19 protein-coding genes are annotated in these 23,476 nt (G+C 68.2%); 9 read left to right on the forward strand and 10 right to left on the reverse strand.

The genetic code is table 11. From position 1 onward, the window contains the following. Nucleotide 1: 1 nt before the first annotated feature. The 6 genes from E9232_RS28140 to E9232_RS28165 are packed head-to-tail and all read right to left on the reverse strand — an operon-like array spanning nt 2 to nt 6,155. Nucleotides 2–1,027, reverse strand: a complete 1,026-nt coding sequence (locus tag E9232_RS28140; protein WP_309799806.1) for a Gfo/Idh/MocA family protein — start codon at nt 1,025–1,027, stop codon at nt 2–4. A 4-nt stretch (nt 1,028–1,031) separates the two neighbouring features. Continuing rightward, nucleotides 1,032–2,099, reverse strand: coding sequence for an ABC transporter permease (locus tag E9232_RS28145; RefSeq protein WP_309799808.1), 1,068 nt, complete (start codon nt 2,097–2,099; stop codon nt 1,032–1,034). After that, entirely contained in the window at nt 2,096–3,637 is a 1,542-nt protein-coding gene (locus E9232_RS28150; protein ID WP_309799810.1) for a sugar ABC transporter ATP-binding protein, read from the reverse strand. The genes E9232_RS28145 and E9232_RS28150 overlap by 4 nt, the downstream gene beginning before the upstream one ends. After that, nucleotides 3,634–4,302 (reverse strand): DUF2291 family protein, encoded by a 669-nt coding sequence (locus E9232_RS28155; protein ID WP_309799812.1) that lies wholly within the window; start codon nt 4,300–4,302, stop codon nt 3,634–3,636. Before E9232_RS28155 ends, E9232_RS28150 begins: the two co-directional genes overlap by 4 nt. A gap of 26 nt (nt 4,303–4,328) precedes the next feature. Next, nucleotides 4,329–5,267 carry a D-ribose ABC transporter substrate-binding protein gene (locus E9232_RS28160; RefSeq protein ID WP_309799814.1) on the reverse strand — a complete coding sequence of 313 codons (939 nt, stop codon included), beginning with the start codon at nt 5,265–5,267 and terminating at the stop codon, nt 4,329–4,331. A 60-nt stretch (nt 5,268–5,327) separates the two neighbouring features. Further along, the gene (locus E9232_RS28165) at nt 5,328–6,155 is read right to left on the reverse strand and encodes a phosphogluconate dehydrogenase C-terminal domain-containing protein (RefSeq protein WP_309799817.1); all 828 of its coding nucleotides are present in this window, start codon (nt 6,153–6,155) and stop codon (nt 5,328–5,330) included. Nucleotides 6,156–6,257: 102 nt separating this feature from the next. Here E9232_RS28165 and E9232_RS28170 point away from each other — a divergent pair, with 102 nt between their 5' ends. The 3 genes from E9232_RS28170 to E9232_RS28180 all read left to right on the forward strand — a co-directional run bounded on the left by E9232_RS28170 (nt 6,258) and on the right by E9232_RS28180 (nt 10,350). Continuing rightward, nucleotides 6,258–7,502, forward strand: a complete 1,245-nt coding sequence (locus E9232_RS28170; RefSeq protein WP_309799819.1) for a ribulose-bisphosphate carboxylase large subunit family protein — start codon at nt 6,258–6,260, stop codon at nt 7,500–7,502. Then, nucleotides 7,499–8,866: a four-carbon acid sugar kinase family protein gene (locus E9232_RS28175; RefSeq protein ID WP_309799821.1), complete on the forward strand. Its 1,368-nt coding sequence runs from the start codon at nt 7,499–7,501 to the stop codon at nt 8,864–8,866. The genes E9232_RS28170 and E9232_RS28175 overlap by 4 nt, the downstream gene beginning before the upstream one ends. A gap of 470 nt (nt 8,867–9,336) precedes the next feature. Next, entirely contained in the window at nt 9,337–10,350 is a 1,014-nt protein-coding gene (locus E9232_RS28180; RefSeq protein ID WP_309799823.1) for a helix-turn-helix domain-containing protein, read from the forward strand. 4 nt (nt 10,351–10,354) lie between these two features. Here E9232_RS28180 and E9232_RS28185 read toward each other — a convergent pair whose 3' ends face one another. From E9232_RS28185 to E9232_RS28200, 4 genes are all read right to left on the reverse strand, one after another. Beyond that, complete coding sequence (locus E9232_RS28185) at nt 10,355–12,154, reverse strand: hydantoinase B/oxoprolinase family protein (RefSeq protein ID WP_309799825.1); 1,800 nt, start codon at nt 12,152–12,154, stop codon at nt 10,355–10,357. Between the two features lie 28 nt (nt 12,155–12,182). After that, nucleotides 12,183–14,255: a hydantoinase/oxoprolinase family protein gene (locus E9232_RS28190; protein WP_309799827.1), complete on the reverse strand. Its 2,073-nt coding sequence runs from the start codon at nt 14,253–14,255 to the stop codon at nt 12,183–12,185. A 59-nt stretch (nt 14,256–14,314) separates the two neighbouring features. Next, nucleotides 14,315–15,577 (reverse strand): purine-cytosine permease family protein, encoded by a 1,263-nt coding sequence (locus tag E9232_RS28195; protein WP_309799829.1) that lies wholly within the window; start codon nt 15,575–15,577, stop codon nt 14,315–14,317. A gap of 442 nt (nt 15,578–16,019) precedes the next feature. Further along, nucleotides 16,020–16,913 (reverse strand): LysR family transcriptional regulator, encoded by an 894-nt coding sequence (locus E9232_RS28200; RefSeq protein WP_309799830.1) that lies wholly within the window; start codon nt 16,911–16,913, stop codon nt 16,020–16,022. Between the two features lie 147 nt (nt 16,914–17,060). Between E9232_RS28200 and E9232_RS28205 the strand changes: the two genes are divergently transcribed. From E9232_RS28205 to E9232_RS28230, 6 genes are all read left to right on the forward strand, one after another. Continuing rightward, nucleotides 17,061–17,711 carry a hydrolase gene (locus tag E9232_RS28205; protein ID WP_309799833.1) on the forward strand — a complete coding sequence of 217 codons (651 nt, stop codon included), beginning with the start codon at nt 17,061–17,063 and terminating at the stop codon, nt 17,709–17,711. A 275-nt stretch (nt 17,712–17,986) separates the two neighbouring features. Then, complete coding sequence (locus E9232_RS28210) at nt 17,987–19,105, forward strand: BMP family ABC transporter substrate-binding protein (protein WP_309799835.1); 1,119 nt, start codon at nt 17,987–17,989, stop codon at nt 19,103–19,105. 40 nt (nt 19,106–19,145) lie between these two features. After that, the gene (locus E9232_RS28215; RefSeq protein WP_309799837.1) at nt 19,146–20,267 is read left to right on the forward strand and encodes an ABC transporter permease; all 1,122 of its coding nucleotides are present in this window, start codon (nt 19,146–19,148) and stop codon (nt 20,265–20,267) included. After that, nucleotides 20,267–21,193, forward strand: coding sequence for an ABC transporter permease (locus E9232_RS28220; RefSeq protein WP_309799839.1), 927 nt, complete (start codon nt 20,267–20,269; stop codon nt 21,191–21,193). The genes E9232_RS28215 and E9232_RS28220 overlap by 1 nt, the downstream gene beginning before the upstream one ends. Before the next feature lie 13 nt (nt 21,194–21,206). After that, on the forward strand, nt 21,207–21,917 hold the full coding sequence (biuH, locus tag E9232_RS28225; RefSeq protein ID WP_309799842.1) for a biuret amidohydrolase: 711 nt from the start codon (nt 21,207–21,209) through the stop codon (nt 21,915–21,917). Nucleotides 21,918–21,994: 77 nt separating this feature from the next. After that, entirely contained in the window at nt 21,995–23,476 is a 1,482-nt protein-coding gene (locus tag E9232_RS28230; protein ID WP_309799844.1) for an ABC transporter ATP-binding protein, read from the forward strand.

The following is a 23,476-nucleotide window of genomic DNA, read 5'->3' on the forward strand; positions in this document are numbered from 1 at the left end:
ACTACGCCAGATCCGCGAGATCCACTGTGCGTCCGGCCCCGGCGCTGCGATAGGCGGCCTCGACCAGGGCCAGGGTCTTGAGGTTGTCGCGGCCGGAGGTCGCGGGCTCCCGCCCGGCACGCAGGCAATCGACCCAATGCTGCTGGATCGCCGCCACGCTCTCCTGGATGTTGTGCCAGGGTTGCGCCGCCCAGGGCAGGAGGCGGGGCGAGACGTCGAGCGTCTCGCTGCCGTCGCGGCCGGTCACCACCATTCGGTAGCCCTGGCCCAGGCGGATCGTGCCGGCGCTGCCGTCGACCTCGACCAGCGTCTCCGGGAACGGCTCGGCCGCCAGCCGCGTGGCATAGGAGCAGTCGACGACCGACGTCACTCCGTCGGCGTGGTCCAGCAGCATGGTCGCGACATCCTCGCCGCGGATCGTCGGGTTCACCCGGCGGGTCCGGGCAGTCAGGCGGGTGGCGTCGCCGAACAGGAAGCGGGCGATGTCGAGAATGTGGATGCCGAGATCCTCGATGATGAAGCGGCTGCCCTCGGCGAGGTATGGCTGGCCGGAGAACACGTCATAGGCTGAGCGGAACGAGACGCGGCCCCAGAACACTTCGCCGATCCGGCCGGAGGCGATGGCTCCGCGGACGGCCTGGATCGGCGTCTGCCAGCGGAAGTTCTCATGCACCATCAGGGACACGCCGGCGGCCTCGCAGGCCGCGATCATGGCGCGGGCGTCGTCCAGGGTGGCGGCGAAGGGTTTCTGGCAGATCACCGGCACCCGGTGCCGGGCGGCGAGTTCGACCAGCGGCCGATGGCTCGGCACCGTCGTGGCGATATCGACGAAGTCGGGCGCCTCGCGCGCCAGCATTTCCTCGGCATCGGCGTAGAGCCGGGTGATGCCGAAGCTTCGACCCGCAGTCTCCAGCCGGGTCGGGTCGCGGTCGCACAGCGCGACGATCTCCGCGCCCTCGACATCGCGCCAGGCGTGCAGCTGGTTGACGGCGAAGAAGCCGCAGCCGATCAGGGCGCCGCGCAGCATCGGCTCAGCCCTCGCGCGCCATGCGGCGCAGCACCACGCGCTGCTGCAGCCGGCGCTGCGCCTGGTCGACCACCACCGCGGCGATGATCACCAGCCCCTTGATCACTGTCTGCCAGAACGAGCTGACGCCCATCATCACCAGCCCGTCCGACAGGATGCCGATGACGAAGGCGCCGATGATGGTGCCGCCGATCGTGCCGCGGCCGCCGGACATCGAGGTGCCGCCCAGCACCGCGGCGGCTATGGCGTTCAGCTCGAAGGTCTCGCCCGTCGCCGGGTGCGAGGCCATCAGCTGCGAGGAGATGATGAGGCCGACGAGGGCGGCGCAGAAGCCGGAGAACATATAGACGAACATCTTCACCCGGTTGACCCGGACGCCGGACAGCGCGGACGCGCGCTCATTGCCGCCGACCGCGAAGATGTGCCGGCCCAGCGGCGTCCTCGCGGCCAGATAGGCGGCCCCGGCGGCGACCAGGATCAGCAGCCAGATGCTCACCGGCAGGCCCAAGAGCGTGCCGGCGCCGAGCGTGGCGAAGCCGGTGGTGCCGTGCTCGGCCTTGCCCGCGAGGTTGGGGAAGGTGCTGCCGTCGGACAGCAGCATCGCCGCACCGCGGGCGACATAGAGCGTGCCCAGCGTGGCAATGAAGGGCGCCACCTTCAGCCGGGTGATCAAGAGGCCGTTGACTGCGCCGATCGCCACCCCCAGCGTGAGGGTGACCAGCATGATCTCCGGCACGTTGAAGTACAGCGTGTAGCCGAAGCCGAGGGTCGACAGGTCGACGCCGTGCAGGATCAGCCCGCCCGCCACCATGCCGCAGAACCCGACGATCGAGCCGACCGACAGGTCGATGCCGCCGGTGATGATGACGAAGGTCATGCCGATCGCCAGGAAGGCGTTCAGTGCCACATGCTTCGACATCAGGATCAGGTTGGCGGCGCTGAGGAAGTTGGGCGCGATGATGGAGAACACGACCAGCACCGCGAACAGCGCGATGAAGGTGCGCAGCTTCATCAGATGCAGGGCGATGGCGTCGCCGCTCCAGCCCTCGGCCGCCTTGTCTGCTGCCATCATGCGCGCGCCTCCCTCAGGGTTGGGTCGGGCCCGTGCCCGGCGGCGGAGGCCGCGACGATGCGGTCCCCGGTCGCCGTCGCCCGGTCGAAGATCTCGACCAGCCGGCCGTTGCTCATCACCGCGATCCGGTCCGACAGCGCCATCACCTCCTCGAGGTCGGAGGTCGCGAACAGGATGCCGAGCCCCTGGGCCGCGAGGTCGCGCATCACCCGGAAGATCTCGGCCTTGGCGCCGACATCGATGCCGCGGCTGGGCTCGTCCATCAGCAGCACCCGGGGGCCGGTCATCAGCGCCTTGCCGATCACCACCTTCTGCTGGTTGCCGCCGCTGAGCGCGCTGATCTCGATGCCCGGATCCGAGACCTTGATCGCAAGTTCGCGAATCGACCGGCGTGCCGCTTCAGCCTCCGCCGACCGGCGGAGATGGAAGCCGCGCAGGAAGCGCCGCAGGCTGGACAGGGTCAGGTTCTCGGCCACCGACAGGATCGGCACCAGCCCGTCGCGCTGCCGGTCCTCGGGGATGATGGCGAGGCCGCGGCGGATCCGCCCGGTCACGTCGCGCGCGGTCACCCGCTCGCCGTCCAGATAGATCGCGCCGCGGGAATAGGGATGGCGGCCCATGATGCAGTCGAACAGCTCGGTCCGCCCGGCGCCCATCAGCCCGTACAGGCCGAGGATCTCGCCGGCCCGCAGCGACAGCGAGACGTGGTCGACGGCATAGCTGCCGGTTGCGCGCGGCAGGCAGATCGCCTCGGCCCGGAACACCTCCGGCCCCGGCGGCCGGTCCCCCGGCGCCGCGAAGTCCTTCATGGCGGAGCCGACCATCTGCCGCACGATCCAGGGCACATCGATCCGGCCCATCGGCTCATGGCCGGTGATGCGCCCGTCGCGCAGCACGGTGATGAAGTTGCCGATCCGCACCAGCTCCTCCAGCCGGTGCGAGATGTAGATGATGGCCACGCCCTGGGCCTTCAGCTCGGCGATCACCCGGAACAGGATCTCGACCTCGGCGGCGCTGAGGGCCGAGGTCGGCTCGTCCATGATCAGGATGCGGGCGTCCTGCGACAGGACCTTGGCGATCTCGACGATCTGCTGCTGGCCGATGCCGAGGTCACCGACCAGGGCGCGTGGGTCGATATCGTGTTCGAGCCGACGCAGCAGCTCTGCCGCCCGCCGGTTCTGACCGCGATGGTCGATGCCGCGCAGCCCGCCCGTCAGCTCGCGGGCCATGAAGATGTTCTCGGCCACCGACAGGTTGGCGCAGAGGTTCAACTCCTGGAACACGATGCCGATACCCTGTCGCACCGCGTCCTTCGGGCTGTATAGCACCACCGGCCGGCCATCGACCAGAATGCGGCCCTCGGTCGGCTGCTCGACCCCGGCGATGATCTTCATCAGCGTCGACTTGCCGGCGCCGTTCTCGCCGACCAGGACGTTGACCGCGCCGCGATGCACGGTGAAGTCGACACCCTTCAGCGCCACCGTGCCGGGATAGACTTTGGTCACCCCCTCGACCTGGAGGGCAGGGGCCTCGGTCATGGCGTGGCCTCGCCGAGGCCCAGCTCGGCCGGGGTGACCAGCGGCTTGGCCTTCGGGTCGTCCAGGGTGAAGACGCCCAGCAGCGTCACCGTTCGGCCGACCAGCTTGTCGCGCGGCAGGGCGGCCAGCGTGGCGTTGTAGATGTGCGCGTTCAGCGCCTTGCCGAACTTGGCGTATTCGATCTGGTTGGCGAAGCTGTTGAAGGAGAGGAAGTCGATGCTGTCGCGCAGCGCCGTGCCCTTGAACACCGGGCCGATCTGGACGGTCAGGTCGGCCGCGCCGTCGCCATCGGCATCGACCTCGATGGTCGCCGCCCGCGTGCCGGTGTCGGCCGCCGTGATCCTGCCCTCGACCGTCGCCGCCACGGTCCAGGGCATGCTGTCCACCGCCCGGTGGCCGAAGCGCTTCCCGGCCTCGTCCGGGGCCAGCGCCCGCAGCTCGGCGAAGGGACCGGCCTTGGCTTTGAGATAGGGCAGCAGCTTGGGCTGCCAGATCTCCTCGACCGTCTTCTCCGGGTCGAAGGCCGGGTTGTCGAAGGAGGTCGCGACGCTGCCGCTCGCGGCCGCCGAGGCCACCTGCGGCGGCTCGTTCTTCACGAGCTTGCAGGCGGCCAGCGGCAGGCCGGCGGCCAGGATCGCGATCACCAGGCGTCGGGACGGCGCCATCTCGGGACTCCGGACTCGACCGTCCGTCACTTCATCGCAAAGGTTTCCAGCTTGCCGGCGTTGTCCGGCGTGATCAGCAGGCAGTCCATCAGCTGCTTCTCGGGCTGGCCCGTCTTGCCGGTCTTCAGGAACTGGTCGGCCTGCTCGACCGCCAGCTCGGCCTGGCGATAGGCCGGCTGCAGCACGGTGGCCTTGATCCCGCCCTGGCGGATCGAATCCCGCACGTCGTTGCTGCCGTCGAAGCCGACCAGGATCACGTCGGTGCGGCCGGCCGCGGTCAGTGCCGCCCAGGCGCCCATCGCCATGGTGTCGTTGCCGGAGATCACGCCCTTGATGTCGGGATGGGCCTGCAGGATCGACTCCATCTTCGCGAACGCCTCGGTCTGGCTCCAATTCGCCGACTGGCGGGCGACCATCTTCAGGTCGGGATAGTCGTCGATGACGTCGTGATAGCCCTGCGAGCGGATGCCGGCATTGGTGTCGGCCTCGCGCCCGACCAGCTCGGCATAATTGCCCTTCTCGCCCATCAGCTTGACGAATTCCTGCGCGCCCAGCTGGGCGCCCTGGTAGTTGTTTGAGACGATCTGCGCCACGGCGACGCCGGTGACGTTGATCTCGCGGTCGATCAGGAAGGACGGGATGCCGGCGTCCTTCGCCTTCTGCACCGCCGCCACCGTGGCGTCGGCCCCGGCATTGTCGAGGATGATCGCCTTGGCGCCGCGGGCGATGGCGGTATCGATCCGCTCCATCTGCTTGTTGGCGTCGTCGTCATGGACCAGGACGATGGTGTCGTAGCCCAGCGCCTGGGCCCGCTTCTGGGCGCCCTCGGCCTCCGCCTTGAAGAACGGGTTGTCATGCGAGGGTGTGATGACGGCGACCAGGTCCTTCGCCTGGGCGGCGACGCCGAAGCCCAGCGCCAAGGTGCCGGCGATGCCGGCGGCGAGAAGCGCCTTGGTGAAACGCATATGATCCTCCCTGTGGATGTTGTCGATTTCGCCCGGTTCGGGCCTGCGGCCCGCCGGATCTCAGGTGATGCGCTGGATGCTGGCCGCGATCTCGTCCGGCTCGAACACCCGCTTCCAGTCCGGCCGCATCAGCACCGGCTTGCCGAACTCGATCGCCTTGTTGCAGGCGTCGGAGAACACGCCGTCGCGCTCGTCGAAGATGACGGAGGCCAGCACGTTCAGGTGGCCCAGCAGGAAGTCCCGTGCGGCGTCGTGGGCCACGCCGCGGGCCACCACCTCGTCCATCGCCTCGCGCATCACCACCAGCAGCGTGGCGCAGACGGTCTCGGACAGGCCGGGCTCCAGGAGGGCCATCTGCTCGACCGAGACCCGGTGCGAGCGCATCACCGGCGCCCAGATCACCTTGGCGACCTCCTCGCCCAGGGCATAGGCCTCCTCGGGCCCCTGCATCAGGGCGGAGACGATGTGCTGCTTGGCCGCGATGCCGCCGAAATAGTCGGTCTTCGCCGCCATCTCGGTCTCGTCGTTGAAGATTGGCGGATGGCAGGGATGGGTGACGAAGTAGGTCAGGTCGCCACGCTTCGGCAGGTGGCCGGCGAAGGGGGCGGCGGCATCCAGCGCGACCACCATGGTGCCGGGCCTGAGCCGGGCATCGATCCCGGCGGCGACCTTGCCGATCAGCGTGTCGGGCACGGCCAGAATGACCACGTCGGCGCCGTCCAGCGCCGCCTCGGCCGGGACGCAGTCAACGCCGAGCCTGGCTTTCAGCTGGGCCCGGCCGGCCTCGCCGACCTCGACATGGCGCACGTCGAAGCGCGACCCCTTCAGGTTGCTGGACAGCCGGAAGCCCATCTTGCCGCCAGCCCCGAACAACGCAATCGACGTCATGGGCGCGCCCTCTCTTGCCAGGTCGTTGACGAGACGAGTAAGACAACTGGTATGATGAGTCAATCAGCATGATTTGATCATCCGACGGCGGAGAGGCAGAGGATGGAGCGCATCGAGGCCGACTACCTGATCGAGACGGCCTATGACCCGCGGGCGGCAGCCGAGGTGATGGCGGGCGAACAATCCTCCGGCACCTTTGTGAAGGTCCCGGGCGAAACGGCCGCGCTGAAGAAGCGGTCGGCCGCGCGGCTCGAAAAGTTGGAGGTCGTCGGCGAGGCCGCGGCGGCGTCGCTGCCTGGTGCGGGCGGGCAGGGGCCGATTGTCCGGGCGCAGGTCACGCTGTCCTGGCCGCTCGCCAATCTCGGCCCGTCCCTGCCGAACCTGATGGCGACGGTGGCCGGAAACCTGTTCGAGCTGAAGCAGTTCTCCGGCCTGAAGCTGCTCGACATCCGTCTGCCGCCCGCCTTCGCCACGGCCTATGAAGGGCCGCGCTTCGGCATTGCCGGCACGCGGCGCCTTGTGGGCGTCGAGGGGCGGCCGCTGATCGGCACCATCATCAAGCCCAGCGTCGGCCTGGGACCGGAGGAAACGGCCGAGTTGGTGCGGACCCTGGCCGAGGCCGGCATTGACTTCATCAAGGATGACGAACTGCAGGGCGACGGCCCTGCGTGCCCGTTCGAGGACCGCGCCCGTGCGGTGATGCGGGCGATCAATGAGGTCGCCGAACGCAAGGGGCGAAAGACGATGTTCGCCTTCAACCTGACCGGCGATCTGGACGAGATGCGGCGCCGGCACGACCTGGTGCAGGCGCTGGGCGGCACCTGCATCATGGCCAGCGTCAACTCGGTCGGCCTCGCCGGCATGATCGCGCTCGGCCGGCACAGCGCATTGCCGATCCATGCCCATCGCAACGGCTGGGGCTACCTCTCCCGCCACCCGCTGCTCGGCTTCAGCTTCACGGCCTGGCACAAGGTCTGGCGGCTGGCCGGGGCCGACCACATCCATGTCAACGGCCTGGCCAACAAGTTCTCGGAGGAGGACGACAGCGTCATCGCCTCGGCCCGGGCCTGCCTGGCGCCGCTGTTCCCGGACAAGCCCTGTCCGATCATGCCGGTCTTCTCCTCCGGCCAGACGGTACGGCAGGCGCCCAGCACTTGGCAGGCGCTGGGCTCGACCGATCTGATCTTCGCCGCCGGCGGCGGGATCATGGCCCATCCCGGCGGGCCGGCGGCGGGCGTCGCCGCCTTGCGCGAGGCGTGGGAGGCCGCGGTCGGGGACGTGCCGCTGGCCGACCATGCCCGTACCCGGCCGGCCCTGGCCCAGGCGCTGGAGACGTACAAGGGATGACCGGCTCCTTGCCCGAAGGGCCGCTCGTCTCCTGGTATGGCGACGATTTCACCGGCGCCGCCGCGGTGATGGAGGTGCTGACCTTCGGCGGCGTGCCCTCCGTGCTGTTCCTCGACGTGCCGACGCCGCAACGCCTCGCCGCCTTCGCCGGATACCGCGGTATCGGCATCGCCGGGGTGGCACGGTCGAAGGACCCGGCCTGGATGGAACGGCATCTGCCGCGGGCCTTCGCCGCCCTGGCCGGGCTCGGCGCTCCGGTGGCGCAGTACAAGATCTGCTCGACCCTTGATTCCGCGCCTGAGGTCGGGTCGATCGGCAAGGCCGTCGATCTTGCCGTGCCATGGCTCGGCGGGGCCTGGCATCCCTTCGTGGTCGCAGCACCGGCGATCGGGCGCTGGCAGTGCTTCGGCAATCTCTTCGCCGCCTTCGGGGGCGCGGTGCATCGTCTCGACCGGCACCCGACGATGAGCCGCCACCCGGTGACGCCGATGCGCGAGGCCGACATCCGGCGGCATCTGGCCCCGCAGACCGGCCGGGCCATCGGCCTCGTCGATCTCACCGACCTCCGGGCCGGGAAGGGCGAGGCAGCGCTGCGGCGGGAGATCGCCTGGGGTGCCGGGATCGTCGCCTTCGACGTGATGGACGAGGCCGATCTCGCGGCTGTCGGCGGCGTCATCTGGCGGAACCGCGGCGAAAGGCTATTCGCGATCGGCTCACAGGGGCTGGAATACGCGCTGCTGGCCCATTGGCGCCAGGCCGGGCTGATCGCGCCACCCCCGCCGGCGCCGAGCGCCGGGGCAGTCGAGCGCGTCGCGGTCGTTTCCGGCTCCTGCGCGCCGCAGACCGCGGCCCAGATTGCTCATGCGCTGAAATGCGGCTTCCAACCCATCCCGGTCGATGCTCGCCACGCCGTCGATGCCTCCGCCTGGGTCGCGGAGGTCGGGCGGGCCGTGGACGCGGCGCTGGCCGCGATCGGCGCGGGAAGAGACCCGCTGCTCTTCACGGCGCGCGGGCCGGACGACCCGGCGGTGGCGGCGCTCAACCAGGCCCTAGCCGCCTCCGGCGCCGATCCCGCCGCGGTCAACGAGCGCATCGGCACGGGCCTGGGCACCGCGCTCAATCAGGTGCTGCGGCGGGCGCGGCTGAAGCGTGGCATCATCGCCGGCGGCGACACCTCCGGCTATGGCGCGAGCGTTCTCGGCATCCACGCGCTGACCGCCCTGGCGCCGACAGCGCCCGGGGCGGCTCTGTTCCAGGCGCATGGCGATGATCCGGCCCTGGACGGCCTGCAGATTGCGCTGAAGGGCGGCCAGATGGGTGCGCCGGATTATTTCAGCCATATCAAGGCAGGGGGAGGCGGCTGAGCACCGACGCAGGGCTCAATGTATACCTTCGTGCCCTGGCGGTTAAACCTCGCGAACGCTTATGGCGCATTCGCGCCAAGTCTCGGCGCGTTGTTCTGGTTGCAGATCCGTGATCTGAAGCTGTGTTGCTCTGCGCTCCCATAGGGCAGGGGACCGAAGTTGTGTCGTTTCACGCGGTCTTCGTCATCGACTTTTGGGCCGCCTTCTTCGAGAGGATCTTCCGGACGAACTTGTTACAGTAGGCAATCGCCGCGCGCTTCTCAGCCGCGTAGGTCCAGCGATCGTAGCACTTCGAACTCTCGTCCCGGGGCATAGTTGCCAGACCCGTGGATGGCACGAACAGCATTGCCGCTTTGAAGGCCCTTGATGGCGGGATATTTGCTAAACTGTCGTCGAAGTTCTCCGACGGGCACGGCGTCGCCAGGATGTTGCCAGCCCGTCCCAGTCCTGTGCACGGCGGACAATCATTGATGCATGATCGGGCCGAGTTCGATTTCGTGACCGGAAGGGGAATCGCCGACCCGGAAGCGCAGATCGATGTCGGCTCGGTGGCCCGCATCGGGTCGCGCCTTGCGGCGTGGCGCGATGTGCTGAACATCTACTACTACCCCCTCGACCTCTCCTCGCCGGCCGCCCTGTTCGATGTCGGCCGCCTGTCCGTGCACGACGTGGCCTCGATCCGGATCGGCGTCCTGCACAGCGATCCGATGACCGTCCGGCGCCACCCCACCCACATCCGGCGCCACAGCGACGACTTCTTCATGATGCCGATCTCGGCGTCGGGCAGCCTGTCCCTGTCCCAGCGCGGCCGTGAATGCGAGGTCCGGCCCGGCGACCTCGCCTTCATCGGCACCGGCGACCCTTACGTCTACGTCCAGCCGACGCGCAATTCGGTGGCGGCCATCCGGCTGCCCGCGGACATGGTCCGCTCACGCATCCCGTGGATCGACGACATGACCGCCCGGCAATGCCCGGGGGAGCAGCCGCTGGTCCGGGTGTTCCAGGATTTCCTCAGGTCGATGATCCGCAACAGCGCGGCGCTGAGCGACGCGGAAGCGGAATTCCTGCGTCGGTCGCTGTTCGACCTCCTGGCGCTCGCCTTGACCGTGCCGGGGGATGCCGCCTTCGACGAGACCTCGGTCCGGTTCGCCCATCGGCAGCGCATCCTCCACTTCATCGAGGAGCATGTCTGCGACCGGGATCTGAGTAGTTCGGCGATCGCCCGGAGGCTCGGCCTGTCGCCCCGCTACATCCAGCGGATCTTCGCGGAGCGGGGCGAGACCCTGACCGAGATCATCCGCCGGCGACGGGTCGCGGAGGCGCAGCAGCTGCTGCGCAGCCGGAGCCTCGCCAACCGGTCGGTCGAGCAGGTCTGCTACTCCGTGGGGTTCCAGGACCCGGCCTATTTCAGCCGGGTGTTCCGCCAGGAGACCGGAATGTCCCCTGGCGAATACCGCCGGCAACACGCCGAGCCGGCGGCCTGACCCGTCAGCCCGGCCGGGCCGATCGCAGCTCGGACCGGCGCCGGTCGGTCGCCGCTTCGTCGACCTCCAGGGCGTCCGGCCCGCTGGCCGAGAACACCACTCCGTAGATGTCGCGCGCCCGGTCGGGGGTCTCGTAGCGTTCCAGCACGTCGTGCAGCACGCGCCTGACGTCGCGGTCCAACGGGTCGCCATAGCCGCCGCCCCCGGCTTGGTTGCCCTTGACGTACTCATCCTTGCGGATGGTCAGGACGGTGATGTTCGGCAGTTCCTCCTCCTGGCCGTTGGCGCCGATCTTCCAGTGCCGGCAGCGCTGCCCCTCATGACCGCCGAGGACGCCCTTGGGCGGGTAGACCGTGCCATCGCAGGGCCAGATCACCTCCATCGGCCGTTCCTTCGGGCCGTAGGCCACCTCCATCGCCGGGGCGCCGCGGAACTTGCCGGCGCCGCCGGTGCCGGGCATCAGGCGCAGGAACCGGATGGCGATCGGGTGCTTGAGCTCATCGATCTCGACCGAGTCCCGGTACATCAGCCCGGCCGCGACCGGCAGACCATAGGTGACCCAGCCGTCGGCGTTGGGCGAGCCCGGCCCGCCCGCATTGGCCAGGAACAGCTGGTTGACATAGGCGGCGTTGTCGACCCGGTGATCCTTGCCCGACACCACGGCACAGCCGGCCCCCATGCCGAGGCCGCCCTCGGCCAGGCCCCAGCCCTCGCCGAGCTGGGCGAAGGCCGATTGCACGATGTTCACCAGCCGGTCGGCGACGTTGGTGGTGCCGACCGAGCAGCTGTGCGGGAATTGCGGCCGGCCGGCGACGCAGCCGTCGCGCAGCTTCAGCCGGATGCGGCGGAACGAGCCGTAGTTGCGCGGCACCGAGGTGTCCAGGGCGTTGAAGATGCCGGCGATGGTCGAGGCCGAGGTGCAGGCCTCGCTCTCGTTGAAGCCGCAGTCGACATTGTCGACATTGTCCATCAGGTCGATCTCGATCATCGCCGCGTCAGGGTCGATGTCGATGACGACATTCAGCGGGATCCCGTCGGGCAGCAATTCGCCGAACGGGTCGTGCGCGCCGGTATTCTTCAGCGTCACCTTGGGTAGGGTGCGGATCGCCTGCACCATCCGCTGTTCGGAATAGGCGAACCAGTGGCGCACGAAGGCCTTGATCTGCTCCGTCCCGTATTTGGCGCACAGCTCCTTCAGCCGCCGCTCGGCGATGCGGGCCGAGCCGATGCCAGCCAGGAAGTCGCCGTACCACTGGTCGGGGACGCGGATGCGCGACCGGCACATCCGCACCACATCCTCGACCATCTCGTAGCCCCGCTGGATCCGCACCGCCGGGAAGATCAGGGCGCCCTCGGCGTACTGGTCCTTGGCGCCGGCCATGTAGGTGGTCGGCAGGGCGTTGCCGATATCGGCCTGATGCGCCTTGGCCACGGCGGTGAACAGGTGCTCCCCATCGACGAAGACGGGGACGAGGTAGGTGTGGTCGCCGGCATGGGTGTTGCCGGAATAGGGGTCGTTGTGCAGATAGCAGTCGCCCTCGCGCAGCGTGTCGCCAGCGAAATCGCACATCGCCTGCGTCTGCATGTGGCTGCCGAAGATGTGGATCGGCAACCCTTCGGCAGAGGCCAGCAGCCGGTTGTCGCCGGTGCAGATCGAGCAGCTGAAATCCCGCGCGCCGTTGATCACGCCCGAGCGGGCGGCCCGCAGCAGCGTGTTCGTCATCTCCCGGATGATGCCGTCGATCCGGTTGGCGATGATCGCCGTCATATAGGGATCGAAATCGGCTTCGGTCGTCTCGGTCATGGTCAATGTCCTTCGAAAACGGGAGCCGTCAGGCGATGTCGAGCCGGTAATGGCCGTTGCCGCTGATCGACACGGCCATGCCGGGATAGACGACCAGCGTCGTCGTGGATTCCTCGATGATGGCGGGGCCCTGGATGCGGCTGCCGCGGGCGAGGTCGGCCGACTTGTAGATCGGCACTTCGACCGGGACTCTGTCGCCGAAGAAGCAGGGCCGCGTGGAGGAGGCGGTCGCGGCCCCGATGGCCTCGACCATGGGCGACGGAGTCGGCGGGTCGGATAGCGCCACCTTCAGCCGGGCCTTCCAGCTGACCGTCTCGATCGGACTGTTGACGTCGCGCACGGCGAAGACCCGCTCATGGACGTCATGGAAGGTGTCGACATAGGCCGAGAGATCCTGGTCGCCGGCAAACCGATCCGTCGCCAGAGGTGTGTCGAGCTCCCAGATCTGGCCGAGATAACGGGCCTCGCCGAAGCGTTCGACGGCATAGGCGTCGCCGCGTCCGGGCAGCTTGCGGCGGAAGGCGTGCAGCTTGTCCTCCAGCGCGTCGAACACCTCGTTCACCCGGGCCCGGTCGAAGCGGTTCGACGGCATCACCACGCTTCGGGCCTCCTCCGCCACGATGTCGGCGAACTGCATGCCGGCCGCGGACAGGGCCGAGGCGCTGTTGGGCAGGATCACGTTGCGGCAGCCCAGCTCCTTGGCGATCAGCATGATGTTGACGCCGGCGGCGCCGCCCCCGGCGACGATCGTGCTCTCGCGCGGGTTGACGCCCTCGTTGATGGTGACGTCACCGATCGCCCGCACCATCAGGTCGCTGGCAAGGCCAAGGATGCGGAAAGCGGTCTCCTCGACCGTCAGGCCGATCCGCGTCGCCACCTCGCCCACGGCGCGCCGCGCCGCCTCCACATCCAGCCGCATCCGGCCGCCGAGGAAATAGTCCGGGTCGAAATAGCCAAGGACGACCGCGGCATCCGACACGGTCGGCCGAGTGCCGCCGCGGCCATAGCAGGCCGGGCCGGGGACCGAGCCGGCCGACATCGGGCCGACGCGCATCAGGCCGCCATCGTCGATCCAGGCGATCGATCCGCCGCCGGCCCCGATCGAACGCATGTCGACGGCGGAGATGCCGAGCAGGTTCCCGGTGTAGCGAGGCCCGAGCCAGGTGTCGCGGCTGAAGGTCAGGCGGCCGTCGCGAACCACGCCGACATCGAAGGTGGTGCCGCCGGTGTCGCAGACGATCACGTCCTCGCCCATCCCCTCCAGCCGCGAATAGGTGATCGCCGCGATCGGCGCCATGGCGGGGCCGGAACCGACCGTGTAGATCGGCTTCTCGATCAGCCCCTCGATGCTGCTGCAGCCGCCGGCGGCGGTGCTGACCAGGATCTCGCCGCCATAGCCCGCCGCCCGCAGGTCGCTTTCCAGGTCGCGGAGATGGGCCTGCATCAGCGGCTTCAGCGAGGCGTCGATCGCCGTCGCCGAGGCGCGGCGGTATTCGCGCACCACCGGGATCAGCTGGTGCGACAGCGTGTAGGGCATGCCCGGCAGGATCTCCTCGATCAGGGCGCCGACCTGCAGCTCATGGGCCGGGTTCGCGATCGACCACAGGAAGCAGACGGCGACGGCGCCGAAGCCCTGCGGGCCGAGATCGGCGATCACCTTGCGCGCCTGGGCCGCGTTCAGCGGGATCACCGTCTGGCCCTCGGAGCCGATCCGCTCCTCGATCTCGAAGGTGTGGCGCCGCGGGATGTAGGGCTGCGGGTAGTCCTGCGAGAAGTCGTGCGGGTTGAACTTGCCGCCCTCCTTCAGCACCAGGACGTCGGGGAAGCCTTCGGTGGTGAGCAGCGCCGTCTTGGCCACACTCCCGGTGACGATGGCGTTGGTCGCCCGTGTCGTCCCGTAGATCAGCAGCGAGGCGTTGCGCAGCAGGTCGTCCAGGGAGATGCCGAGATCCTGCGCCGCATGCGCCAGGGCGCCGCGCATGCCCTCGAAGATGCGGTCCGGCGTGGTCAGCGCCTTGCCGATGGTGAAGGTGCCGGCGCTGTCGCTGACCACGACGTCGGTGAAGGTCCCGCCGGTGTCGACGGAGATGCGATAGGTCATGGAACTCGTCTCGATCAGGGGAAGGTAGGCGGCGGGGCGGCGCGCCCCGGCCGTCGGCGTCAGGCGGCGCCTTTGACAAACCATCCGGGCTGGGCCCGTATCAGAAGCCCGTAGTAGAGGCCGGCGGCGACCACGGCCGTGGCCGGGGCCGAGAAGCTGGCGGTCAGCCCACCCATCTGCTGTAGGCCGAGGCCGACCGCGGCGCCGACGAACCATGCGGCCAGGCCGCAGGGATTGAAGGCGGGGATGCGGTCGCTGCGATACTCGACGGCACCGCCGAACAGCCGATCGTAGCGCGAGGACAGGATGTGGGTGAGGGCGATGGCCACCCAGGCCACGACGAAGATGCCCTGATAGGCCAGCGCCTGGAGCAGCCAGGTGAAGACGTCGGCCAGCATCAGCCCGTAGACGATGGCGCCGACGACGAGCGCCCAGACCAGCTTGCCGGCCCGGATGCCGGCCGCCTGAGCGAAGAACGATGCCATGTTGCCGGTGGCGAGATGGAAGTTCGCGGTGTTGATCCGTGTCTGGGTCACCCAGACGAACAGCAGGCCGGCGATGCCCATCAGCTTCAAGAGGGCCAGCAGGACCGAGACTTCGGATAGTGCCCCGTCCATCGGCACGGTGCCGACCAGGAAGATGCCGAACAGCCCGTTGACGATCAGGGCCATCAGGTAGAACGGCGTGCCGAAGTTGAACAGCGAATGGTAGCGGATGTCCTCTTCACGGCCGAAGCGGGCGTAGTCGAAGGTGTACATCATCAGGATCCACACCCCCATGAAGTACACGAAGCAGTGCCACCAGCCGTCGGCGGGCGCGCCGCCAGTCGGCCCGAGGGCCAGCCAGGCGTTGGAGTAGCCGTATTCGAGAACGGCCATCACCACGGCCGCGACCAGGCCCAGGAGATAGAGCGGGAACAGCACGCCGTTCAGCTTGTCCAGCCAGGTCTGGATCGAGCCCAGGCTCAGCGGGACGCTGTACAGGATGACGATCAGCGCCGCCCATCCATACCCGACGCCCGGGAAGACCGTGTGGATGCCCACGGCGATGACCGAGCCCTCGAACACCGCGAAGTAGATCGCGGTCACGAAGAAGATCAGCGTGGCCAGCGCCGCGCCGGCATTGCCGAACAGGATGCGCGAGAACAACGCGACGGAAAGGCCCGTCTTGATCGCATAGCGGGAAATAATGCCGTTGATGATGCTGTACACCACGACCGACAGCAGCATGCCGATGATCGCGTTCACGGCGCCGAAGCCCTGCGCCAGCGCCGCGGCAACCACGAAATAGAACACGGCGCTCGACACGGCCCACCAAGCCATCGTCAGCGCGCCCTTGGACGTCCGATGGCCAGGGGGAACCGGCCGTGTCGAGAAATCCAGACTGTTGGAATCGCTGTCGTCGGTTGGCGCCGATCCAGCCATGTGAGCCTCCTGTCGACGTGTTTGCGGCGGCCATGCCTTCCTCGGGAAAGGCAGGGTCCCGGGGCGGTACGGGCTGATGGAGCTCTGTGAGGCTCCTTGTGAAGGCCACGCCGCCCTTCGAGGGACAGAGTAATCAGCTCGTCCGGTGGCTGTTTTGGACGAAACCGCCCAATCTCTTGGATTCTGGCACGCGTTGCTGGGGCCCGACGACGACCGGTTCAACTGCGTGGGCCGATCCGCTGCTGGCTGTTCGGATCTGACCATTTGCGCAGTCCGTGATCATTCTCGCGTTCATCGTCCGTTGGATCGTGGGAGGGATCGGCTTCGCGCCGTTCGTGCATTAGCGATCAACACTCGTGGGGTGCGGAGCCGGTTCGCAATACTCGATCAGCAATTCGGTGAGGACCCGTATCTTCCGTGCAGGATGCTGACCTGGCGGGCGAATGACATAGGCACCGGCGGGCGGCGGCGGATGACGCGTCATGACCGGCACAAGCGCACCGGAAGCGATATGTTCATGGGTCAGGCAATCGGGCAGGTAGGCGATGCCGAGTCCGGCTGTTGCGGCGGCGACCAGAGCTATGCCGTTGTCGGCCTTGAAGCGCCCCTGCGGACGAACCGTGATGATCTTGTCGCCATCCATGAGTTGCCAGCTTTCGGCGCCCTGCATGAGAGCCTCATGGGCGACGAGTTCCTCCGGCGTCTCGGGCGACCCATGCGCCTTGATGTAGTCGGGGCTTGCGACGAACTTCCCATAGATCGGTCCGACGCGTCTGGCGATCAGGTTGGAGTCCTGAAGATAGCCAACCCGTATCGCGCAATCATAACCCTCCGTGATGAGATCGACGAAGCGATCGCTGTAGCAGGTGTGGATTCGGAGCTGGGGGTGGCGGCGCGCCATTTCCGCGAGGATGGGAGCGAAGTGAGTCGAGCCGAAAGAGAGCGGCACGGCAACTCGCAAGCGGCCGTGAAGGTCACCGGTGGGTAGGATCGTTTCTCTGGCTACGTCGATCTCGGCGCAGACTCTGGCAGCATAGTCTCGGAACGTGGCCCCTGCTTCCGTGAGGGCGGCGCCCCGCGTGGTCCGTGCAAGAAGCTGGACACCGAGTTCCGCTTCAAGCCGGAAGAGCCGCCGGCTGACGATTGACTTGGAGACGCCGAGCCGCAGCGCAGCAGGCGAAACTCCCCCGGCATCAGCCACTTCTACGAAGGTCTGCAGCTCTTCGATGTCCATTGGCGTTCCCCTTCCCGCGACACAGCTTGTCGCAAAAGGGTGCTACCGCATCTCGAATAGGAACGGCAATACGGGTTCCGGCAACGCGCCGTCGGCGCATGTCTCCGCAAAACCAATGCCGCTCACACGACAGCAAAGGATGTGACAATGACCTTTCGCAATGGCCTTGCTTCGCTTCTTCGTCCCGAAGACTCGGTACTTGTCCTTATCGACCACCAGCCCTACCAGCTCGCGAACCTGAACAGCCACGATCCGCATGCGGTGGTCAACAACTCGACGGCCTTGGCAAAGGCCGCGAAGGCCTTCGGCGTCCCCACCATCCTGACGAGCGTCGTCGCCGAACGAGGCGGTCTCATCTTCCCCCAGATCACCGAGGTGTTCCCTGGCCAGGAGGTCATCGACCGGACGTTCATCAATACCTGGGAGGACAGGAAGGTCGTGGACGCAGTCAGGGCGACCGGCCGCAAGCAGCTGATCATCGCCGGCCTGTGGACCGAGATCTGCGTCGCCATGCCGGTTATCCAGGCGCTGGGCGAAGGCTGGGATGTCACGGTCATCACCGACGCCTCGGGCGGCACGTCGGTCGAAGCGCACGAAGTCGCCATCCAGCGCATGATCGCGGCCGGCGCGAACATGATGACCTGGCTGGCGCTGGCATCGGAGTGGCAGCGCGACTGGGCGCGCACCGAGCACGTCGGCGAACTGACGGAGGTGCTCAAGCAGCACGCCGCCGGCAGCGGCATCGCGTACCTCTGGGAACAGCAGTTGCTCAACACGCCGGTACCGACCACGGCCTGACCCGAGCGGGATGACGAGGATCAGAAACGAGACGTTGCGAAAGCCACCACTCTTCGAGCCTCGTCATCTCTTTCAACAGGCCATCTCGTAGGCAATGCCCTATCGTGATGAAAAAATGATCAATCTGCTTCTCTGCCGGCCTCAGATGATATGCCAGAATTTAGAAAATCTATATTTTTCAATAGATTGATTTTGGCATTGGAATTGCATGCAATTCAAGGAAAGGCATCGGCCGAAAGCGGGCCGGGCAAAATTCCGATCTGCAGGGGGCTTCCATGTCGCGTCCGTTCTCCATCACGCGCCGCAAATTCCTGTCCGGCACCGCAGCGACGGCAGCGATGTCGACATTGCCGTCGTTCCGGGCGAAAGCGGCGGCGCCGTTGACCGTCGGCTTCATCTATGTCGGGGCTCGGGGCGACTACGGATACAACCAGTCCCACGCCGAAGGCGCCGCCGCCGTCAAAGCGATGGCCGGCGTCACCGTGGTCGAGGAGGAAAACGTTCCGGAGACCATCGACGTCCAGAAGACCATGGAATCGATGATCAACCTGGACGGGGCGAGCCTGATCTTCCCGACCTCCTTCGGCTATTTCGACCCGCATATGCTGGCGATGTGCGCCAAATACCCCGACGTGCAGTTCCGCCATTGCGGCGGGCTGTGGTCGAAGGACAAGCACCCGGTCAATGCCGGGTCCTATTTCGGCTATATCGGCATGGGCCAATACCTGAACGGCATCGTCGCCGGCCATGCCAGCAAGACTAAGAAGATCGGCTTCGTCGCCGCCAAGCCGATCCCGCAGGTGCTGCTGAACATCAATTCCTTCGTGCTGGGCGCCCGCAGCGTCGACCCGACGATCACCGGCCAGGTGATCTTCACCGGCGAATGGTCGCTGGCGGTGAAGGAGGCGGAGGCGACCAACGCGCTGATCGACCAGGGTGTCGACGTCGTCACCTGCCATGTCGACGGGCCGAAGGTGACGGTCGAGACCGCCGCCGGCCGCGGCGCCTATGTCTGCGGCTATCACGCCAGCCAGGCGCCGTTGGCGCCGGAGAGATACCTGACCGGCGCGGAATGGAACTGGGCCGAGGTCTACAAGGGCTTCGTCGCCAAGGCGCTGGCGGGCGAGCCGCTGCCGAACTTCACCCGCGGCGGCCTCGCCGACGGCTTCGTCAAGATGAGCGCCTACGGCCCCGCGGTCGACGACGGGGCCCGCCGCCATGCCGATGCAGTGAAGGCCGAGATCCTGAAGGGAGGCTACGCCGTGATCAAGGGGCCGCTGAAGGACAATGGCGGCAGGCAGGTCGTCGCCGCCGGCGCTGCCTATCAGGAGACGGCGATCGAACTGGAAAGCATGAACTACCTGGTCGAAGGCGTGATCGGGTCGACCTCCTGAGGCCGCCGTCCAAAGGCAGATGCGACAGGGAGTTCCGCCGATGTCCGATCTGACGACCAAGCTAGGCATGATCGCCGCCGGAAGCGGGGTCGCCGGCGATGGCACGGTGCGGCTGAAGCGGGCCGCGGAAGCGGTCGCCGTCCCGATCCTGGCGGTGCTGGGCGGGGCCGCGGCCTTCTCGCTGTTCCTGCTGCTGGCCGGTGCATCGCCGCTGCAGCTGTACGGGCTGATCTGGACCGGCGGCTTCGGCAGCTGGTTCTCCTGGCAGAACACGCTGCAGCGGGCCGCGCCGCTGTTGCTGACCGCGCTGTGCGTGGCGCTGCCGGCCCGGGTCGGTCTGGTCATCATCGGCGGCGAAGGCGCCCTGGTGCTGGGCGGCGTCGCGGCGGCCGCGATCGCGCAGCCGCTGCAGGGCTTGCCGGCGGCGCTGGTGATCCCGGCCATGGCGCTGGCCGCGATGACGGTCGGGGCCGTGTGGATCGGGTCGGTCGGCGCGCTGCGCCATTGGCGCGGCGTCAACGAGACGATCGCCAGCCTGCTGATGGCCTATATCGCGATCGCGCTGATGAACCATCTGGTCGAAGGACCGCTGCGCGACCCGGCCAGCCTGAACAAGCCGTCGACCGCCGCGATCGGCGACGCCTACCGCATCGGCGCGATGCCGGGCATGGATGTGCATTGGGGGCTGGCCGCCGGCATCGTCGCCTGCGGGCTGGCCTGGCTGCTGATCGAACGGACCGGCTTCGGCTTCGGCGCTCGCATCACCGGCGGCAACCTTCGGGCAGCCCAGCTGCAGGGGTTGGCCGTCGGCAGGCTGCTGATCGCCACCACCGCGCTGGCCGGGGCATGTGCCGGCCTGGCCGGGCTGTTCGAGGTGGCGGCGGTGCAGGGGCGGGCCAACGCTTCGCTCGCCGCCGGCTACGGCTACAGCGGCATCCTGGTCGCCTTCCTGGCCCGGCAGAACCCGCTGGCGATCATCCCGATGGCCCTCCTCCTCGGCGGCATCGCCGCCGCCGGCGGGCTGATCCAGCGCCGCATGGGCCTGCCCGACGCCACGGTCCTGGTGCTGCAGGGCGTCCTGTTCGTCGCCATCCTGCTGGGCGAGACGCTGTACGGCCGCATCCCCTGGTTCCAGCCCCGCATCACCCGGGACATCCGCTGATGGACCCGACCGATCTCGGCTCCTGGGCCGTACCGCTGGCGATTCTCGGCGGCGCCATCCGCGTCTCGACCCCCTTCCTGTTCGTCTCGCTCGGGGAATGCCTGACGGAGAAGAGCGGGCGGATCAATCTCGGCCTCGAAGGCACGCTGGTGATCGGCGCGGTCAGCGGCTACGCCGCCGCCTACCACTCCGGCTCCGCCTGGATCGGCGTGGCCGCGGCCGGCGCGGCCGGTGCGGTGATGGGGGCCGTGCACGGCTGGATCTGCAAGTTTCCGCGGGTCAACGACATTGCCATCGGCATCGCCCTGATGCTGCTCGGCACCGGCATCGCCTTCTTTTTTGGCAAGCCTTACATCCAGCCGGTCGCCCCGCATCTGCCGGCGATCGAATTCGGGGCGTGGTCGGCCAGCCCGCAGGTCCAGGCGGCGCTGAAGGTCAACGTGCTGTTCCTGGTCGGCGCCGTGCTGGCCGTGGCGCTGTGGTGGGCTTTCCGCAACACCCGCGCCGGGCTGCTGGTCCGCGTCGCCGGCGACAGTGCCGATGCGGCGCGAGCGCTGGGGGCCGACGTGAACCGCATCCGCCTGCTGGCGACCACGGCCGGCGGCGTCCTGGCCGGGATCGGCGGCTCCTACCTGTCGCTGTACTACCCCGGCAGCTGGACGGAAGGCGTCTCCTCCGGCCAGGGGCTGATGGCGGTGGCGCTGGTGATCTTCGCGCGCTGGAACCCGATCGCCTGCTTCGGCGCGGCGCTGCTGTTCGGCGGGGCCGGGGCGCTGGGGCCGGCGCTGCAATCGGTCGGCATGACCAAGGGCTACTACCTGTTCTATGCCGCGCCTTATGTCCTGACCCTGCTGATCATGATCCTGACCTCGTCGCGCGGCCGCACCCTGTCCGGCGCGCCGGGCGAGCTGTCGATCACCAAATAGGAAGGACGCGTCCATGCTTTCGACGGCGACCGCAGCGGCAGAGACCAGCCGCTTCATCGAGGCCGATCCCTATCCCTGGCCCTGGAACGGCGATTTGCGGCCGGAGAACACGGCCCTGATCATCATCGACATGCAGATCGATTTCTGCGGGCCCGGCGGTTATGTCGACGCCATGGGCTACGACCTGTCGCTGACCCGTGCGCCGATCGAGCCGATCCGCCGCGTCCTGGCGGCGATGCGGGCAGGCGGCTATCACATCCTGCACACCCGCGAAGGCCACAGGCCGGACCTGGCCGACCTGCCGGCCAACAAGCGCTGGCGGTCGCGCCGCATCCATGCCGGCATCGGCGATCCGGGTCCCTGCGGCCGCATCCTAGTGCGCGGCGAGCCGGGCTGGGAGATCATCCCCGAGCTGGCGCCGCGGGACGGCGAGCCGGTCATCGACAAGCCCGGCAAGGGGTCATTCTGCGCCACCGACCTGGAACTGATCCTGCACCAGCGCGGCATCGCCAATCTGGTGCTGACCGGCATCACCACCGATGTTTGCGTCCACACCACGATGCGCGAGGCCAATGACCGCGGCATCGAATGCCTGCTGCTGGAGGATTGCTGCGGCGCCACCGACCGCGGCAACCACGAGGCGGCGGTCAAGATGATCAAGATGCAGGGCGGCGTGTTCGGCGCGGTCTCCGACGCTGCCGCCTTCACCGCGTCCCTGCCGTGAGCGCCGCGATAACGGCCGTGGCCGGTTCCCGGACCATGCCGCCGTTCGGCCGCGCTCTCGGTCTCGAAACGATCGGGATGACCAAGCAGTTCGGCGGCTTCACGGCGCTCGACGACGTGTCGATCCGGGTGCGGCCGGGGACGATGCATGCGTTGCTCGGCGAGAACGGCGCGGGCAAGTCGACCCTGGTGAAGTGCGTCATGGGGTTTCAGCCGCCGACCCGCGGGTCGACCGTGATCGACGGGCGTGAGGTCGCGATCGACAGCCCGCGCGCCGCCCAGGCACTGGGCGTCGGCATGGTGTACCAGCATTTCACCCTGGTGCCGTCGCTGACCGCGGCCGAGAATCTGGTGATCGCCCGGGCCGGCGGTCCGCGCGTGATCGACTGGCGGCGGGAACGGGCGCGGCTGGACGCCTTCCTGGCGGGGACGCCCTTCGCCGTGCCGCTGGACAAGCCGGTGGCCCGGCTGGCGGCCGGCGAGAAGCAGAAGCTGGAGATCCTGAAGCAGCTTTACCTCGACCAGCGCCTCCTGATCCTGGACGAGCCGACCTCGGTGCTGACGCCGGCCGAGGCGGACGAGATGCTGGGCCTGCTGCGCGGCATGACCGATGCCGGCCGGCTGACGGTGCTGATGATCACGCACAAGTTCCGCGAGGTGACGGCCTTCTGCGAGGAGGTCTCGGTGCTACGCCGCGGCCGCTATGCCGGCGGCGGGCTGGTCGCCGATCTCGCCCGCGCCGATATGGCGGCGATGATGATCGGCGCGGCCACACTGCCCACTGTCGGCCAGAGGATCGGCGAGCCGCGGCGGACGGTGCCGGTGCTGTCGCTGCGCGGTGTCGCCGCGCCGGATCTGAGCGGGCGAAAGCAGGTCCGCATCGACGCGCTCGACGTCTTCCCGGGCGAGATCGTCGGCATCGCCGGCATCTCCGGCAATGGCCAGAAGGAGCTGGTCGAGGTGCTGGCCGGGCAGCGGGCCCGGACCGAAGGGCAGGTGCTGGTGGCCGGCGCCCCCTATGCCGGCACCCGTGGCGAGGCGCAGGCCCGCGGCGTGCGCTGCATTCCGGAGGAGCCGCTGCGCAACGCCTGCGTCCCGCGCATGTCGGTGACGGAGAACCTGGCCTTCCGCATCTTCGACCGGACAGCCGAGGGCGGCCGGAGATCCTGGCTCGACCGCGGCTTCATGCGCGATCACGCCCGGCGCTTGATCGACGCTTATGGCATCAAGACCGCCTCGCCGGAGGCGGAGATCGCCACCCTGTCCGGCGGCAACGTCCAGCGCGCCGTGCTGGCCCGCGAACTGGCCGGGACCGTACGGCTGCTGATCACCGCCAATCCGTGCTTCGGGCTGGACTTCGCCGTCGTGGCCGACATCCGGTCGCAGATCGTGGCGGCGCGGAACCAGGGCACGGCGGTGCTGCTGATCAGCGAGGATCTGGACGAGCTGCTGGAGCTGTCGGACCGCATCCTGGTGATGTCGGAGGGGCGGATCACCTATGAGACGCCGGGTGCGGTCGCCGACGCCCATGTCATCGGCAGCCACATGGCGGGGCATTGA

It is taken from the genome of Inquilinus ginsengisoli (genome assembly GCF_031453975.1).
In the GTDB taxonomy this organism is placed as follows: Bacteria; Pseudomonadota; Alphaproteobacteria; order DSM-16000; family Inquilinaceae; genus Inquilinus; species Inquilinus ginsengisoli_A.